At 39.5% G+C, this 17,870-nt stretch carries 16 protein-coding genes; 9 read left to right on the top strand and 7 right to left on the bottom strand.

Going from position 1 to position 17,870, the window contains the following annotated elements; translation table 11 throughout:
• Nucleotides 1–53: 53 nt before the first annotated feature.
• The 3 genes from RCG17_RS15910 (at nt 54) to RCG17_RS15920 (ending at nt 2,450) form a co-directional block, all read left to right on the top strand.
• Nucleotides 54–467 (top strand): hypothetical protein, encoded by a 414-nt coding sequence (locus RCG17_RS15910; RefSeq protein WP_308171132.1) that lies wholly within the window; start codon nt 54–56, stop codon nt 465–467.
• A complete protein-coding gene (locus RCG17_RS15915; RefSeq protein WP_308171133.1) occupies nt 464–1,738 on the top strand; it encodes an ammonium transporter in 1,275 nt (424 codons plus the stop codon). Before RCG17_RS15910 ends, RCG17_RS15915 begins: the two co-directional genes overlap by 4 nt.
• Before the next feature lie 61 nt (nt 1,739–1,799).
• Entirely contained in the window at nt 1,800–2,450 is a 651-nt protein-coding gene (locus tag RCG17_RS15920) for a M50 family metallopeptidase (protein ID WP_308171134.1), read from the top strand.
• Between the two features lie 5 nt (nt 2,451–2,455).
• Here the strand turns inward: RCG17_RS15920 and RCG17_RS15925 are convergent, their stop codons facing one another.
• From RCG17_RS15925 to RCG17_RS15950, 6 genes are all read right to left on the bottom strand, one after another.
• Nucleotides 2,456–2,986 (bottom strand): phosphatase PAP2 family protein, encoded by a 531-nt coding sequence (locus RCG17_RS15925; RefSeq protein ID WP_308171135.1) that lies wholly within the window; start codon nt 2,984–2,986, stop codon nt 2,456–2,458.
• A gap of 275 nt (nt 2,987–3,261) precedes the next feature.
• Nucleotides 3,262–3,633, bottom strand: a complete 372-nt coding sequence (locus RCG17_RS15930) for a hypothetical protein (protein ID WP_308171136.1) — start codon at nt 3,631–3,633, stop codon at nt 3,262–3,264.
• 423 nt (nt 3,634–4,056) lie between these two features.
• Nucleotides 4,057–4,953, bottom strand: coding sequence for a cidABC operon transcriptional activator CidR (locus tag RCG17_RS15935; protein WP_308171137.1), 897 nt, complete (start codon nt 4,951–4,953; stop codon nt 4,057–4,059).
• A gap of 342 nt (nt 4,954–5,295) precedes the next feature.
• Nucleotides 5,296–6,885: a long-chain-fatty-acid--CoA ligase gene (locus RCG17_RS15940; RefSeq protein ID WP_308171138.1), complete on the bottom strand. Its 1,590-nt coding sequence runs from the start codon at nt 6,883–6,885 to the stop codon at nt 5,296–5,298.
• Nucleotides 6,886–7,745: 860 nt separating this feature from the next.
• On the bottom strand, nt 7,746–8,669 hold the full coding sequence (locus RCG17_RS15945) for an AEC family transporter (RefSeq protein ID WP_308171139.1): 924 nt from the start codon (nt 8,667–8,669) through the stop codon (nt 7,746–7,748).
• 120 nt (nt 8,670–8,789) lie between these two features.
• A complete protein-coding gene (locus RCG17_RS15950; RefSeq protein ID WP_308171140.1) occupies nt 8,790–9,299 on the bottom strand; it encodes a biotin transporter BioY in 510 nt (169 codons plus the stop codon).
• A gap of 280 nt (nt 9,300–9,579) precedes the next feature.
• Here RCG17_RS15950 and nirB point away from each other — a divergent pair, with 280 nt between their 5' ends.
• From nirB to RCG17_RS15975, 5 genes are all read left to right on the top strand, one after another.
• Nucleotides 9,580–11,994 carry a nitrite reductase large subunit NirB gene (gene nirB, locus RCG17_RS15955; protein ID WP_308171141.1) on the top strand — a complete coding sequence of 805 codons (2,415 nt, stop codon included), beginning with the start codon at nt 9,580–9,582 and terminating at the stop codon, nt 11,992–11,994.
• A 10-nt stretch (nt 11,995–12,004) separates the two neighbouring features.
• Nucleotides 12,005–12,325 (top strand): nitrite reductase small subunit NirD, encoded by a 321-nt coding sequence (nirD, locus tag RCG17_RS15960; protein WP_374120832.1) that lies wholly within the window; start codon nt 12,005–12,007, stop codon nt 12,323–12,325.
• Between the two features lie 146 nt (nt 12,326–12,471).
• Nucleotides 12,472–12,993: an MFS transporter gene (locus RCG17_RS15965; protein WP_308171142.1), complete on the top strand. Its 522-nt coding sequence runs from the start codon at nt 12,472–12,474 to the stop codon at nt 12,991–12,993.
• Entirely contained in the window at nt 12,951–13,940 is a 990-nt protein-coding gene (locus RCG17_RS15970; protein WP_308171143.1) for an MFS transporter, read from the top strand. Before RCG17_RS15965 ends, RCG17_RS15970 begins: the two co-directional genes overlap by 43 nt.
• Nucleotides 13,937–16,063, top strand: a complete 2,127-nt coding sequence (locus tag RCG17_RS15975; RefSeq protein WP_308171144.1) for an assimilatory nitrate reductase catalytic subunit NasC — start codon at nt 13,937–13,939, stop codon at nt 16,061–16,063. Before RCG17_RS15970 ends, RCG17_RS15975 begins: the two co-directional genes overlap by 4 nt.
• 38 nt (nt 16,064–16,101) lie before the next feature.
• Here RCG17_RS15975 and RCG17_RS15980 read toward each other — a convergent pair whose 3' ends face one another.
• On the bottom strand, nt 16,102–16,833 hold the full coding sequence (locus RCG17_RS15980) for an alpha/beta fold hydrolase (protein WP_308171145.1): 732 nt from the start codon (nt 16,831–16,833) through the stop codon (nt 16,102–16,104).
• A gap of 442 nt (nt 16,834–17,275) precedes the next feature.
• Here RCG17_RS15980 and RCG17_RS15985 point away from each other — a divergent pair, with 442 nt between their 5' ends.
• On the top strand, nt 17,276–17,812 hold the full coding sequence (locus RCG17_RS15985; protein WP_308171146.1) for an HD domain-containing protein: 537 nt from the start codon (nt 17,276–17,278) through the stop codon (nt 17,810–17,812).
• Nucleotides 17,813–17,870: the final 58 nt, after the last annotated feature.

Here is a 17,870-nt window from a genome sequence, read left to right on the forward strand (position 1 = left end):
AAAAATAACACATATAATCAGACTAAGTAACAAATTATGTGAGGAGATATGACATGGTTGTTGTGGACGAAGTTTATAATCAAATTGTTTTTCAGTTTTCTTCAGAACAATTAGTCAAGATTTTACAAGATATTAAGATTCATAAAGAAAAAGAAATCAATGATCTTAAAGAAAAAATTAAAAAGTTTGAGCACACGAGAAGGGCACATGAAGTTTGGTATCAGTCGTTATCTCCTGTACGTAAATTTTTCACAGGACGTCCGCCCAGCCACCATCAAGCAGTAGAATATATTGTAAACGTAAAGGAAAGATTTAATAATATTGAAAAGATTAAAATTCTGGTTTCTCAACTGGATCGAGTTATTTCCTTGATCGAGAAAGACCCTAAAATGGAACAGATTGTCTTACCGACTTTTATGATTGATGATATAAAAACATGGAAGGAAAAGGAGGACCGCCAAGTATGAGCATGCAAGCCTTAAATTTCGGTTTAAATACAATTTGGGTGGTTCTTACGGCTGCGATGATCCTATTAATGGAAGGCGGCTTCGCTTTGTTAGAAGCAGGCTTTGTCCGTTCCAAAAATAGTGTCAATATCATCATGAAGGTTTTTGCTGATATCACCATTGGGACGCTATGTTATTACCTTGTCGGGTTTGCGCTAATGTATGGCGGTGACCTTTTAGGTGTTATCGGGAAAAGTGGATTTATGCTTCAAGGTGATTTTTCTTATTTACATCTCTCCGTTTCAAAAGATACCTTTTGGTTGTTCCAAGGTGCGTTCGTAATAGCGGTTATTTCCATTGTTTCCGGTGCGGTTGCGGAGAGAATAAATTTTCGGGCCTACCTCCTTTATGTTGTATTGATGACCATGTTGATCTATCCAATTGCAGGTCACTGGGTATGGGGCGGCGGCTGGTTAGAGAAGTTAGGTTTTGAAGATTTCGCCGGCTCGGCGGTCATTCATGCTTTAGGCGGCTTTTCAGCATTGGCAGCAGCGATACTTGTTGGGGCTAGGAAAGGGAAATTCACGAAAGAAGGTTCAAGTACGATCGCACTGCCAAGTAACCTGCCGTTAGCATCTGTAGGTGCGTTTTTGCTATGGTTCGGCTGGTTTGGGTTTAATGCAGGAAGCACCTTGCAAGCTACCGATGTACGGATTGGGCATATTGCCATCGTGACCATGCTTTCAGCTGCTGCAGGCGGTGCGACGATGTTGATCTATACTTTATTTCGTTATGGGCGTTCAGATGCGCCTTCTGTTATTAATGGTTCGTTAGCCGGCCTAGTTGGGATTACAGCAGGCTGTGCATTTGTAAGTGATCAATCATCCATTTTGATCGGGATTGTATCAGGTTTGTTGATGATGGCAGCAACCAATTGGCTTGAGGCCAGAAAAATCGATGACCCTGTTGGGGCGTTTCCAGTCCATGCTGCATCAGGAGTGTGGGGGACCATTGCCGTGGGATTATTTTCAACAAAAGGCGGTCTGTTCACTGGCGGGGGCTTCCATTTACTTGGAATTCAAATTCTTGGTTTAGCGATTTTATGTATTTGGGGATTTTTATTAACATGGGTTGGTTTGAAGATGATTAAATTATGGGTGCCAATTCGTGCAACTTCCGAAGAAGAAGAACTTGGATTGGATATCAGTTATCACGGAATTATGGCGACACACACCTCGCCTGAATTTATTAGGCTAGAGGAATTTTTTGACGATGAGAAACAAGAAGACTAGAATATAAAAGCAGAAACCGATTAAACTGGTTTCTGCTTTTTACTATGTTGAAGGAAAGTGAATGTGCATGCATATATTTTTTTATTATTTAATAGGAGCCTTTTTATTAGGGATTATCCCTGTTGTTGGGAAGTATGTCACTGTGATTAATACATTTATTCATGAAGTCGGCCACGCTTTAATGGCCCTTATACTCGGAGGTCAGGTTCGTTCGATCTCTTTGTTTGCAAATACGGAAGGAACTGCCGTTACAGCACATTCAGGGCGGATTGCGCAAAATTTTACAGCCTTTGCAGGTTATCCGTTTTCATCTATTTGCAGCTTTATTATGGTTTGGGCCTTGAAGAATGGCTATAGCAGTTACGTTCTTTTAGGATGGTGCAGTCTCTTAGTCGTTGCCTTTTTTCTATGGATTCGCAATCTTTACGGCTTTTTTTGGGCCATCAGTTTTGGGGCCATTACTTATTATGTGATGTTTCAAAATATATCGTTCAAAGAGCCATTTGTCTATTTTATTACCGCTGTTGTCGTTGTGCAGTCCGTGTTATCAGCACTTACGATTTTATATTTAAGTTTTACACGTCCTGATGATTCCGGCGATGCTACCCATTTATCACGCTCTACTGTCTTTATCCCAACTTTCATTTGGGGGATTATCTTTGCTGGGCAAGCTGTCTATTTTTTTATCAAAGAAGTTCAGTTGATGTTTTAAATAGTTTAATGAATGATCAATAGAAAAAAGCTTAGATACCCAAATAATGTTCCTAATAGGGCGCCAGCCAAGACATCTGAAGGATAATGCAGCCCTAAATATATTCTTGAGATCCCAACACAAATCCCTAAAGGAATAAGGAGGAGAGCAAGGATTGGAGTTAGAAAGACAAATGGAATTACTACTGAAAAAAACGCCGTTGTGTGTCCGGAAGGAAAAGAATGGTCTTGAAGCGGGTTTGCAGGGAACCTTGTTTCTTCCAAGGTCAAATACGGTCTTTTTCGTGGAAAAAGTTTTTTAGCAATTTGTACAGGTAAATGACTAAGTGCTAAAGCAAGGGCACTTGCGAAAGCAGCCAGTCTTGTCTCTTTAGAGGTGAAGATCAGTAAAATAAGCATAATCCCAATTGTAAAGACAGCACTGCCTAAATGCGTTATCGTGCGAAAAAAGAAATTTAACTTTTTTTTATCAAAATGCTGATTCACATATTTAAAGATATGGACTTCAAATTTAGAAAAGGCATGAAAAACTTTCATCAGTCTCTTCCCCTTTCTCATGAATATGAAAACTTTATCGCCATCCCTCATTTTAATACATGTATCTTAACTCTATTTTGAGCCAGTTTTAAGAAAATGTAAAATAATTAAATGAATTTTATAAAAATTATTGGTACCAAAGATTCTCCAGCAAAAAAAATACCTAACCCCTGTAATGGGGTCAGGCTCAAAAGAGGATGAGTAATAAAATGAAATAAGCATGATGTTATTGGAACATCTGTAAAGATGTTGCACACGTTTACTTTGTGAATTGTTTACTTAAAGAAGGTAGTTCCGACAAGTGAATCAGGAGCCATGCCTAAAGCTAAAAGACAAATCTTTGTAGAATCCATATTTTTGTTTTCAATAAAAAATTGTTCTAAAACATGAAAGTCAACATCATCTTTAAGCTTTTGCACTTCTCTCTTATATAGGCGGAGTACGGAGCCATAGACAAAGTTTGGTGTATCTTGTCTAGGATCCTCATTCAAAATTAATGAGACTAAATAATGATATTTAAATTGAAACGCACGAGTAAGATTTACAGCATCTAAGAATTTTACAAAAAGATCCGGATAAGCTTTTTTAAGATCCACCAGGGCTATGTTCGTAGTTTCTAATTCATTAAGACTTGTAAATGTAACCATTTTAATTTTTCCTCCTAAAAAATCTTTTAAGATTTTTCATTATAATTTTCGACTTACTTTATCGAGTGATATTAATCGCTATGCAAAGGGTTTTTCTTCTTTTTCACCAATATTCCGACAATTGACGACATAATCATTTATTTGGATTTGACTCCAGTTACCTGTATTCCATCATAGAACTTTGTTTACTTCCTTTCATTTTAGAATCATGAATACCAAGTTCTATATGTCTTTCACTATCTAACCCAAGTTTATGACCGCTTTTATCGAAAGTAAAATGGTTATATTTTATTTTTTATATAGATACAATCTATGTATCCGCTTTCATTCATATGAAATAAGGATCTTTTATTTCGACAAAAACGGTTCTTGATTAAGAACCGTTTTCGACAAATGTTTCCGAAATATGTAATTATTTGTTTGTTAGACCTTGTGCATTTGGCATGTAAACTCTTTTTTCGTGAATTGCAGCAACTCTTTTGCGGCAAAAGAAAGGTACTGATTTTTCCCCCAAATAATGGCGAGCCTCCAGCTGATTGAAGGGTTTACGACTTTTATGGATTTCACAGTGGTGGGTAATTGCTGACAAATGCTTTCTGGTAAAAGCGAAATTCCCAGTTTACTTGAAACCATTTCCTCGATAAAAGACCGTTGTGAGCATTCTGATATCGTTCGAGGAATGAACCCCACACTACTACAGGCTGAAATAATGAGATCGTTAAGAACAAAATCTTTATTTAATAAAATAAAAGATTCATTTTCCAATTCGGTTAAATTGACCTCTTTCTTGTTCGCTAAAGGATGTGAAGCATGAAGAATGAGATTGAGGTCTTCTTCTAAAAATGAAAAATGATCAAACATCTCATCCTTAGTGGGAAGAACAACAACGCCTACATCAAGTAAATTTTTACTTACATCATCCTCAATTTTTTTTGAGCCGTCTTCGACAATTTGAAAAGTAATTCCTGGATACTTTTCATGAAAAATCCCCATTATTTTGAGGAAAAGACGAGCATCAAAAATGGGAGGCAAGCCAATCCGAATATGTCCTTTTTTAAGTCCTAATAGATTATCTAATTCCATTTCTAGATTATTAAAAGCTCTGTTAATTAATTTTGCCTGCTCTAAAATAACCTGTCCGGTATCCGTTAAGGTTACTTGCTTTCGGGATCGGTCAAACAGGGCAACGCCAAGCTCTTCCTCCAGATTTTTAATCATTTTACTAATAGTAGGCTGCGTAATAAAAAGATGATCAGCAGCACGGGAAAAACTATTAAAATTTGTCACTTCAATAAAATATTGCAAATGTTTGATATCCACGAGCTTACACCTGCTTTTGATTGGTCATTGGAAATTTTCCGCCAGCTTAAAAGCCATAATAGTATGTAATTTCTTGCGTTTGAAAAATAATACTGAAGATTCTTAACCTTTAATGTTATATTACAGTAATTCCTGTACTATTGGAACTATTGTTTTTTGAATTAAATGGAATTGGCGAGTACACCCGAAGAAATGGAGAATCTGCCCTTGAATGTGTAGAATCATTGGCCGGTAGTGTAAAATCCGCTAATTTCCTCGTAGAATCATGAGTCAGAGCCAAATGAAAAAGCCGTTTCTCGTCGTAGAAACGGCCAATTACTTGCGAACACTTTCACTTTCTTACTAGTTTACAAATCTTCCTGCTTTACCATGCGTTTCCCAGTATTCATTTCTTAGATGAACCTTTTGAATTTTTCCTGAGGCCGTTTTCGGTAATTCTTTTACAAAGGTTACTCCGGTAACGGCTTTGAAATGGGCTAGTTTTTCCCTTGAAAAAGCAATGACTTCTTCTTCCGTTAACTGTTGTCCTTCTTTTAATACAACAAAGGCATGTGGAGTTTCTCCCCACTTTTCATGTGGTGCAGCGACTACAGCTGCTTCAAGAATGGATGGATGATCATACAGGACACCTTCTACTTCAATCGAGGAGATGTTTTCTCCACCGCTGATAATAACATCTTTCTTGCGGTCAACAATATCAATGTAGCCATATTCATCAACAGTACCCATGTCACCGGTATAAAGGAACCCGTCACGGATTGCTTCCATTGTGGCGGTTTCATTTTTCCAATAACCCAACATAACACCATTACTTCTCATCACAACTTCGCCGATCTCTTTTCCGTTATGTGCAACATCTTCACCAAACTCATTTACAACCCTTACATCACACCCGATCATGGAATATTCGGCTTTGGCCTTTAATCGATATTGCTCTTTTACAGGCACATCAAGATGCGAGCGGATTGTTGAAATGGTGTTCAACGGGGAAGACTCAGTCATTCCGTAAACCTGAATGAACTCCCAGCCAAGTTCTTTTTCCACACGTGTTACGAACGCAGGAGGAGGGGCGGAGCCAGCAATGACAACCCTTACATTCTGCTGAATTTCAGGAACATTTTTTTCATAGAATTGCATTAATGAATTGAGTACGGTAGGTGCCATATGCATAACGGTAGCTTTGTGTTGTTCTAATGCTTGAAAAATAGTTTCAGGTGTAGCCTTTCTTAAGCAAACCTGTGCAGCACCGTTAGCCGTATAATAAAATGGTGAACCCCATCCGTTAACATGGAACATTGGCAGTACATGCACTAAAACATCTTGATCAGATACACGTAAATGGTGCATGCAGCTCATGGCGTGCATGTAGTTATTTCGATGTGTAAGCATAACGCCTTTAGGATTTCCGGTTGTACCGCTGGTATATAAAAGACTGCAAACGTCATTTTCGTCAAGTTCTTCACGGTCAAACAGGAGAATGCTTTGAGTAGCAAGCCACTGGTCGTAGCTTGTCTCTTCTGTGAGCTCATCCTTATAATGAACGATAATTTTTTCTACTGTTACTAGTTTGTCTTTGATGGGAATGATTAAGTGATAGAGGTCTTGGTCGACAAATAGTACCTTCGCTTCGCTGTGGTTTAGAATGAAGAGATAATCATCGGGCTTTAATCGGATATTTAACGGCACCATTATAGCGCCTAATTGAAAGATTCCATAGAATCCTTCGAGCATTTCAACTGAATTTGGGGCAAGGTAGGCTACCCTGTCTCCTTTTGTTATCCCTAAGTTGCGAAGTCCATGTGATAATTGATTCACTCTGGTGTTTAACTCTTGGTAGGTAAGGGCTCTTTCATCACAAAAAATGGCTTTTTTTGTTCCATAAAGTGATACAGCTCGATCCAAAAAGTGAGTTAAAACTAAAGGTACATTCATCTTATTCTCATTCCCCCTAAAATAGTAAAAATATCAGAATATACCTAATATTAACATTATATAACACAGGTTTATGTCGAAAGTTGTCTGTTATAATACAATTTTTTAGATTTTTTTCAAAAAATAGGGAATTTAGTAACATTATGAAGGTGAAAAAGTATTTAATCGGGAATAAAAACGAAAACAGGCGTCTTTTGGCGCCTGTTTTTCATAATGACGAGAAAGAGTATCTTCTCTGTAATTGTTGTTTTGTAGTAATATATCAAACTACTGTCCCTGCTAGTGGGCCTGTTGATTTCCACTCCGGGCACTCGCTTTCCGCGGGGAGGGGGTCCTGGAGCCTCGCTTTGGCGCCTGTGGGGTCTCCAGTGACCTCTGATCCCGCAGGAGTCGAGTGCCCTCCGCTCCAATCAACAGGGTGGCAAATCAACCTAAAGTATTGCAACACACTTTTTCTAACCTTGCCATGTGTGTTGGAATCTTCTTTATATTTTTGTAGGCTGAAGAAATAAGAGTTTGTAATGAAAAATCAATATGTTTATCAATCAAACGAAGAATATGGGGATTATTATCAATTAATCAATAGATACAAATTAATTTTCATTTTGGCTAGAATCTCTGGTTTAAACATTCACCACATATTTTTATTATTTATTAGTTGAGCTGAAGGTCTTTTTTGAAAACACTCTGTTGACTGGTGCGGAAGGCACGAAGACTCCTGCGGGAGTACGGGGCAGGGGAGACCCCGCAGGAGCGAAGCGACGAGGAGGCTTCCTGGCACGCCCGCAGAAAGCGAAGTGCCTGGAGCGCCAATCAACAGACATGTTGAAAGCAGATATACTATAAATTATTACGGTGGATTATTTAACAAAACCGATCATAAATGGCAAAGCAATAAAAGAGATAAGTGTGGTCCAGAGGATACATTTTGAAACAAATTTAGGCGAGGCATTAAATTTTTCAGCTAAGATGACGGCATTGACGGCAACGGGCATACACGCCAATATAAACAAAACGGAATGCAAGATTCCTTTGACATGTAAGATCGAAAGGCAAAGTAACGCAACAAAGGGTGATAATAGCATTCGTACAAACATTCCAGCCCAGAAAGATAATTGTACCTTAGGGTCTAACTTGGCAACTTTAACGCTTACCATTTGTGCACCTAAGATTGCTAGAACAATCGGTGAATAAGCGTTTGCGATCATAGCAACGCCCTTTGCAACGCCACTGGGCAAGTGGAGATCAAAGCTGCGGAGAACAAGGGCCAAGATCGCAGCATAAATGGATGGGAGTGAAAAAACCGATTTAATAGCATTTTTTACAGAAAATTGGGAGCGAGCTGCAAAATACACGCCAATCGTATTCACGATTACCATTTGCGAAATGACGTAAACCGATGCTTTATCTAAGCCAAGCTTACCAAAAGCCAGTAAAACCAGCGGGAGACCATAATTTACACTGTTTGTGAAGGATGAAACTAGCGTAAGCCCTGATACTTCTGGGGTTGGTAACCTCAAGAGTCTGCCAATACCATTTGCAACTGCCCATAATAATATAAGATCTAAAATAGAAAATGCTAGCGTCATATAGATATCGTTGTGAGAGACTTGGGCTTTCAGTAATGTATCGAGAATAAGGGCGGGGCTTAAATAATATAATGAGACGGTTAATAAGGCTCTCGTTTCAAGGTTTTTATAGCGTGCAAGCAAAGCCCCGATTATAACTGGTATAGAAAGTGGAACAATTACACCAAACAACGTTGAGAATACATTTTGAATCATAAACTATCCCTCTCTATCTCGTTTTTCTATAATTTAAAATATAGCAAAAAATAGGAGAGATACAACAGATTTAAGCCTTTTTTTATTAATCAAACGTTTGATTAATAAAAAAGAGACACGTTAATGTGTCTCGGTAACTTTGGTAACTTTTTGGAGAGAAATCGGTGATTTTAATAGTCTGTAAGCTAAATAGGATGCTAGGATTGCTTTTAAAATATCTCCTGGTATATACACTAAACAGAATTTCGCAGCTGTTAGAACCGAAATATGCATCACGAATGCTTGAACAGGGACACCGATTAAATAGATTAAGAATATCCCTACAGTGAGATTAACGAGTAAAATTTTCCATAACTTTATACTGTGAAAACGGTGGACCAACAATCCGACCAAGCCTGCAGTAATCGGATAAGAGAGCAGGAATCCAGCCGTAGGTCCGACAAAAACGCTAACCCCACCTCGGCCGCCAGATAAAAGCGGCATCCCGGCAGCAACCACTAATAAAAAGACAACCATTGAAAGAAAACCACGTTTCGCACCTAATACGGTACCGGCAAGAAGAACCCCTAATGTTTGCAATACGATAGGAACAGGTGTGAACGACAGCATAATCGGCGGGACAAAACCCATTGCCCCCATAATAGCTGCAAAAAAGCTATGTATGTAAGATCTAAGACCTTCATAATTTACCTCCATGTTTAAAAAGAATAGTATTTTTTCTAATTTTCATTTTATTTTCAAACACGCTATATGTCAACTTAAATTTTAATTTAGTTTACATTAAAAAATTTGGGCTGTGTTACGTTTTAAAAATCCGTGTCAGATTTTATAACAGGTTTATAGAATCTTTTGAATAATAACATTACGATGTTATGTATATTAACAACTAGTAACTTGAGGGGGATTCATCTTGGTAAAGGAAAAGTTAGTCTTAGTCGGGAATGGAATGGCAGGTGTTCGCTGCATTGAGGAAATTTTAAAACTCGAGCCTAACCGCTTCGAAATTTTTATCTTTGGAAGTGAACCACATCCTAATTACAATCGCATCCAGCTTTCGAAGGTGTTACAAGGTGATACATCCATAAAGGACATCACGATTAACGATTGGAGCTGGTATGAAGAAAATAAAATTCATTTATATCCTGGGGAAACAGTTGTCAAAATTGACCCAGCCAATCAAATCGTCATTTCAAATAAAGGCCGCATGGTCGAATATGACAAATTAATTCTGGCAACCGGCTCTGTTCCTTTTATTCTGCCAATCTCTGGGGCTAATAAAAAAGGAGTAACGGCTTTTCGAGATATAAGTGATTGCGAAAAGATGATCGAGTATTCGAAGAAATATAAGAAGGCAGCTGTCATTGGCGGAGGTTTATTGGGTCTTGAGGCAGCAAGGGGGCTTCTAAACCTAGGAATGGAAGTAGATGTCATTCATATAGGCAGCCACTTAATGGAAAGGCAGCTTGATTCCATTGCAGGGAAACTGCTACAAACAGAGTTGGAAAAACAAGGGATGAATTTCCTGCTGGAAAAGCATACAAAAGAGATTCTTGGCGGTGAACATGTTGAAGGATTAAGCTTTAGTGATGGTCAGGAAATACAAGCAGACTTAGTTGTCATGGCAGTGGGAATCGTGCCCAATGCCAAGTTGGCTCAAGATAGCGGTATTTCCATTCATCGCGGCATTCTTGTCAATGACTACATGGAAACGAGCCATTCCAATATATATGCAGTCGGAGAATGTGCGGAACACAGGAGCATGATCTATGGGTTAGTTGCACCACTATATGAGCAAGGTAAGGTATTGGCCCAAAGGATTTGTGGTATGCAAGAAACACCCTACACTGGCTCGACGGTATCAACCCAATTAAAGGTTTCAGGCGTAGATGTTTTTTCAGCAGGACAAATAGTGGAAGATCAAGGTACGAAAACAATGAAGTCTTTCAATGATTATCATGGGACATATAAAAAAATTCTCATTAAAGAAGGCATGATCGTTGGCGCTGTTTTGTTTGGTGATACAAGTGAAGGGAATCGGTTATTAAATCTTATAAAAAAAGAAGCAGATATTTCAGCCTATATAACAGCGGAACACAAGGAACAAGAAGGTGTTAGTTTGGTAGCGGCAATCGCTGATGAAGAAATCATTTGCGGCTGCAATGGGGTAACAAAGGGAGCTATTGTGAATGCAATTCAATCACAAGGATTGACGACAGTCGAACAAGTGAAAGGATGCACGAATGCATCTAGATCATGCGGCGGCTGCAAATCGTTAGTTGCCGATATACTAGCGTACACCTTAGGTGATCAATTTAACAAAGCGGAACAAAAAGAGCCGATTTGCAGTTGTACAACGTTATCAAGGGATGAGGTCGTTGAGGAAATCCGTAATAAGGGTCTTACCCATATAAAAGAAGTCATGAATGTTCTTGGCTGGGGAACAGATGATGGCTGCTCCAAATGCAGGCCTGCCCTCAATTACTATTTAGGAATGCTCGATCCTCTTCATTATGAAGATGAGCGAGAATCGCGATTTGTTAATGAAAGGCTCCATGCCAATATTCAAAAGGATGGGACCTATTCCGTTGTCCCAAGAATGTATGGCGGGGTAACGAATGCTGAGGAGCTTCGGAAAATTGCCAATGTCGCTGAGAAATACAATGTCCCATTAATTAAACTGACAGGCGGACAACGAATTGATTTGCTTGGGGTCAAAAAGGAAGACCTTCCAAGTATGTGGGCCGATCTTGAAATGCCCTCAGGCTATGCTTATGGAAAATCATTGAGGACGGTAAAAACTTGTGTAGGGCAAAACTTTTGCCGATTTGGGACACAGGACTCGATTGGAATGGGTATTAGAATGGAAAAGAAATTTGAGAGGTTAAGTACACCACATAAAGTAAAAATGGCGGTATCTGCCTGTCCACGGAACTGCGCTGAATCGGGCATAAAAGATCTAGGCGTGGTTGGTGTTGATGGAGCATGGGAAATTTATGTCGGCGGTAATGGAGGAACACATCTTCGAGCAGGTGATCTTCTTTGCAAAGTGAAACACGAGGAAGAAGTACTCGAAGTCACTGGAGCGTATCTCCAATATTATCGGGAGACAGCTCATTATTTAGAGCGTACCTCCAAATGGGTGGAACGCAAGGGACTCGAAACGATTAAAACGGTGCTTGAAAACAAACAGACCCGACAAGAGCTGAATGAGCGTTTAGATTTAGCATTAAGCGTATTGAACGATCCATGGGAGGAAGCCATTCATAGTAAAAAAATTCAGCAGGAGCTTTATGAGAGTGTTAATGTGCCAGTTGAAATGAATTAAGGGGGGAAAAATGATGGAGGTTACCCAATATCGCATCAAAGTGGCAAAAATAACTGATTTACCGATGAATCTTGGAAAAACGGTAAAAATTGGGGCTCTGGAAATTGCCTTGTTCCGTCTGGCAAATGGAGATGTTCGGGCAATTGAGAACCGCTGCCCGCATAAAGGCGGTGTATTAGCGGAAGGAATCCTTAGCGGAGAGCATGTTTTCTGTCCAATGCATGATTGGAAAATCAGTGTTGTCGATGGGAAGGTCCAAGAGCCCGACTTCGGCTGTGTCAAAATCTATGAAACTGAAATTGTAAATGAGGATGTAATTGTGATTTTGTAGAAAGAAAAACATGACTTGGAGGTCAAATCTAGAGAGAAATCAGCTCGGTTATAATGCTTATATGAGTGATTACTCACTATAAAAAAATAACAGGAACAATATTTGATTTCTGTTATTTTTTTTGCGACAACATTGGAGGTAAGAGCATGAAAAACGAAACGATTTATAAGGGAAACAAAAAAATTCTTTTTTTAACGACATTCGCCTTTTTTCTTACATTTGTAGTGTGGTTTAATATGGCTCCGTTCGCCACAACGATTATAAAGGTACTTCACTTATCAAAAGAGGAAATGGGAATTTTAATGAGCTTTAACGTTGCCTTAACCATTCCTGCCCGAATGATCGTTGGTTTGTTAGTGGACCGATTTGGACCAAGAAAGGTTTACTCTGCATTGTTGATAAGCATGAGCATCCCCTGTTTTTGCTTTGCACTAGGCACTTCTTTTTGGCAGCTGTTTATCTCTAGACTTTTTCTAGGAGTAATCGGAGCAGGGTTTGTGATTGGGATTCGAATGGTTTCAGAATGGTTTCCTGAAAAACAAATTGGTTTGGCAGAAGGAGTCTATGGAGGCTGGGGAAATTTCGGTTCTGCAGCAGCCGCTTTTACCTTGCCCCTTCTTGCGCTTTGGATGGGGGAGAGAACGGCTGGCGCTACTCCATCCTGCTAACCGGAGCGGCATCACTTATTTATGGTGTTTTCTATTATTTTTCTGTTCAGGATACACCAAAAGGAAAAAGCTATAAACGGGCCAAACGGGGAGGTACACTGGAAGTCACATCTCTGAAGGATATGTTTGGATTAATGATGATGACGTTTCCTATGTATGGTATTTTAGGTGTTCTTATCTGGAAACTAGCCACAACATCGCTGATCACAAACAATGTTGCTGCTATCATTTATGGCCTGCTCGCTATTTTTTACCTTGTTAATCTTACTAAAATATGGACAGATAACAATGAGATCTTCGACAAGGAAATCCCTGAAAGTGAAAAATATTCATTCGCACAAGTGGCCATTCTTAATTTTGCTTATTTGATTACTTTCGGCTCAGAGCTTGCGGTTGTATCCATGCTTCCGATGTTTTTTCAGAATACCTTTAACTTATCCGTGATTCACGCAGGCATGATCGGTTCCAGTTTTGCTTTTATGAACCTGGTTGCCAGGCCTCTTGGCGGATTCGTGAGTGACCGATTTGGCAGGAAGAAAACCTTATTATTCGTTTTACTCTGCTTAAGTATTTGCTACTTTGGTATGTCCATGATTTCTGCCAAATGGCCATTAATTCTCGCTTTGGTGTTAACCGTAGGTTGTTCGATTTTTGTTCAGGCAGGTGCAGGATCTGTGTTTTCGTTTGTGCCTCTGATCAAAAAGCGGATAACGGGTCAAATAAGCGGCATGGTGGGGGCCTTTGGGAATATTGGCGGCGTAGCTTTTTTAACAGTCTTGAGCTTCGTGAGCCCTTCCATCTTTTTTCGGGTGATTGGCATTGTTGCAATTTCCTGCTTTGCGATTGCGATTTTCCTTAAAGAACCTGTTCTTCAAGAAAACCGTCTTATTGCTGATAAAAAAGAAATTAAGGTCGGATCAGCAGCAAGGGGATTTGATCGGGTATGAATAACTTTCTTTCAAACTTTCAAGCTAAATCCAAGGAATTTAATAGTGAAAAAATTTATGATGCGAGATGCCCGTACTGCAGTGTTCAATGCACGATGCAGGTCATAGAAGAAAGAATAGTCAACAGGAAAAGGTATAAAGTGAAACCAAATAAAGAGGATCCAACATCTGAAGGCAGGTTATGCATAAAAGGGATCAACGCTCATGAACATGCCGTCAATCATGAGCGTCTTTATTATCCAATGGTCAAAGTGGACGGTGAATTTCAGCGGTCATCATGGGATTTTGCCATTCGCTATATTTGTGAAAAATTTCAGCAGCTGCAGTCCGAACACGGGGCAGATACAATTGGGGTTTATGGCGGCGGTTCATTAACGAACGAAGAGGCCTATCTGCTGGGCAAATTTGCAAGAGTGGGCTTAAAATCCAAATACATTGATTATAATGGGCGGTTTTGTATGTCTTCAGCAGCAACAGCAGCTAACTTCGCTTTTGGAATGGATCGTGGTCTAACTTTCGAATTAAACGATATCCCTCAAGCCGAGTGTATTATTCTCGCGGGAACAAACATTGCTGAATGTCAGCCAACATTAATGCCCTATTTTTTAAAAGCAAAGAAAAACGGCAGCTTTATCATTGTGATTGACCCAAGGGAAACACCGACAACGAAACTGGCTGATCTTCATATTAAAATAAAGCCTGGCACAGACAGGATACTAGTAAATGGAATCCTAAAGGTTTTAATGGAAGAGGGCTATACCCACAAGGACTTTATCGGGGAGCGGACAAAGGGCTTCCAAGAACTGAATACTTATCTTCAATCTATTAATTTAGCAGAAATAACGTTGATGACAGATGTGTCGGAAAATGAAATTAAGCTTGCTGCAGAAAAATTTGGAAAAGCGAAGACAGGGATCGTACTAACGGCAAGAGGAGCAGAGCAGCATTCGACCGGTGTGGAAACGGTGAAAAATTATATTAATCTTGTTTTAGTTACAGGTAAAATTGGCAAACCCAGCTGCGGGTATGGAGCAATTACTGGTCAAGCAAACGGCCAGGGAGGCAGGGAACATGGGCAAAAAGCCGATCAGCTTCCAGGGTATCGATCGATTATGAATCCTGAACATCGGCGTTATGTCGCTGGTGTTTGGGGGATTGAGGAACATGATCTTCCGGCAAAAGGTGTCTCTGCCTATGAGATGATTGAAAAAATGGCGGAAAAGGAAATAAACGGACTTTTGATAATGGGATCCAACCCTGTCGTATCGAATCCAAATGCTCTTTTTGTTGAAAAAGCCCTAAAACAACTCGATTTTTTAGTGGTAGTCGACTTATTTTTATCCGAAACAGCAAGGATGGCGGATGTTATTTTACCGACGACGTCATACTTAGAGGATACCGGAACACTGACAAATTTGGAGGGAAGGGTAGTCCTAAGGGAAGGGAACCGCAGGAATCCAGGCGAAACAAAGCATGATTGGGAAATTCTCAGAGATCTAGCTTTTGGGTTAGGAAAAGGGCAGTACTTCTCATATTCCAACGCCCAGGAAATATTTGATGAGCTTCGGCTGGCAAGTAAAGACGGTATTGCGGATTATTCCGGGATCACCTACCAGCGGTTAAAGGAGGAGCAAGGAGTATTTTGGCCATCGCCATTGGAGGGGCATCGCAGGAGTGTTCTTCTTTTTGAAAAGAGCTTTGCCCATGAGGACGGAAAGGCAGTAATTTCGACAGTGATAAATCGTGACCTAAAGGAGCCTGTTAACGTGGAATTCCCATTATTGCTGACGACAGGCCGGGTCATGCATCACTACTTAACTGGAGTGCAAACAAGAAAAAGTCCAAAGCTAAAGCAGCTTTGTGATGAGCCGCTTTTATCCATTCATCCTGAAACCGCCAAAAAGTATCAATTGGATGATCAAGTATTAGCCAAAGTGCAATCAAAATGGGGCAGTGCTGTATTAAGGATTTGTTATACAGCTGGAATACGGGAGGATACTCTTTTTGTTGCTTTTCATTGGGGGGATCTACAAAGCATAAATCGGGTGGTAAACCCAAATCTAGACCCAAGTTCCAAAATGCCAGAGTTTAAAGTAACTCCTGTTACAATTAGTAGGTTTTAGTAGTAAGGAATCTAACAAACAAACGAGCGCTTACATTTTTAAGCGCTCGTTGCGACAAAATCGCTGACATATTTGTTAAAGAGATCCTTTTTCTCAATATTACTAAGGTGTCCAGTGTTCTTTAATAAGGCGGTTCGTGCCCGTCTTAAAAATATACCCATCATATATAGGTTTATTGAAGGTGTAACCTTATCATGGGTACTTCCGATCAGCAGGACAGGTTTTTTTATCGTTGGAAGGATAAAAAAGTAGTTAATTCCTAATGATGCTTTTGCGGACTCAAGATATGTGTCTCGAATATGAAAGGCCTTTTTTGCCTCTTCCTTGTATTTAGAATCGTACAACCCTCTTGTCACAATGTGGTCTACCAATGTTTCTTCGCCTTCTTGCAGCAATTTGCGTGACTCGGTGAGGATTCGTTGACCTAATATTGAAGGAACATAAGAAGTGGTGTTAGAAAGAATTAATCCTCTTACCATTTCAGGTCGTTGCCGGTACAATTCCTGAGCAACAATTCCGCCTAACGATAATCCACAAAAGAAGGCTGAGCGGATTTTTAGATGTTCCAACAATTCAATGACGTCTGAAGCAAAGTTCTTAACGGTTAGGTCTTCGTTTAAATCTGTTTCCCCGTGGCCTCTTAAATCAGGAATAATTAATCGATAATGATTGGCGAGTTCATGCTGTGGAGCCCAAGCCTCTTTTTTACTGCCAAGACCATGAATCAGTACAATAGGCTTTCCTTTCCCTAGATCGTCGAACTTTAACATTTTCACTACCCCTCATTTCATTCCCTCAAAAAGCAACTACAAAACGTTGATATTTCTAGGCACTAATGTGTAGGAGGGAAATAATTTATTAAAAACAGTATGAACAAAAGTTGTTTAAAGCAAACCGCTGCAACTGTTAAATTACCGACCAACCCATATTCTTGCCTTAAAACGAAAGATGATAGTTATTCATCCCCAAAAGGCCGGTTGTAAGCGTAAGCAAAATTTGAGACAAATGGGGAAAATGTTGCATTCCGAAAAATATGCAATCGACAGAGCTCTTCCATTTTTCGATTTCTGATCTAAATGTCTGTATATTTTTATGCAATAAGACAAAATTTGTGCAAGTACCTTGAAAATTGTTCGTATGGCCGTTTTTTTTAGAGAAATGATAATATGGAGAAAAATGGTTTTTGGCTTCAACGAAGGAGGTTGATTTTGAATGGATTTAATTGAAAAAGCATTGCAGGTTGCAGCTATGGCTCATGATCATCAATACCGTAAAAAGACCAAGATTCCGTATATCACTCACCCAGTAGCGGTAGGGATGATCTTAATGAAAGCAGGTTATGATGATGAACTTATTGCTGCTGGTATTTTACATGATACGGTTGAAGACACACCGCTTACCTTGAAAAATATAGAGGAAACTTTTGGGCTAAAGATTGCCAGGATTGTTGAGGGATGTTCGGAACCTGATAAGACACTAGGTTGGGAAGACAGAAAAAAGCATACAATTGAGTATTTAAAGACAGCACCCCTTGAGATCCGCGTTGTTGTATGTGCTGATAAACTGCATAATATTCGATCGATCAGTGATGATTATGAACAAATGGGAGAAGATGTATGGACGAAGTTTAAGCGAGGAAAGGATCAACAAAAATGGTACTACCAAAATGTACTGGCAAGTCTGGGATTGCAATCTTCATTTAACTTGCTTGAGGAATTAGAAATTGAAGTTAATCGGTTATTCAATTAATAGCAGCCCAAAGAATATAAAATGGATCCTGTAAATTATCGCAGGGTCTTTTTATTAT

Origin of the sequence: Neobacillus sp. PS3-12, assembly GCF_030915385.1 — a bacterium.
GTDB lineage: Bacteria > Bacillota > Bacilli > Bacillales > Cytobacillaceae > JAEVLT01.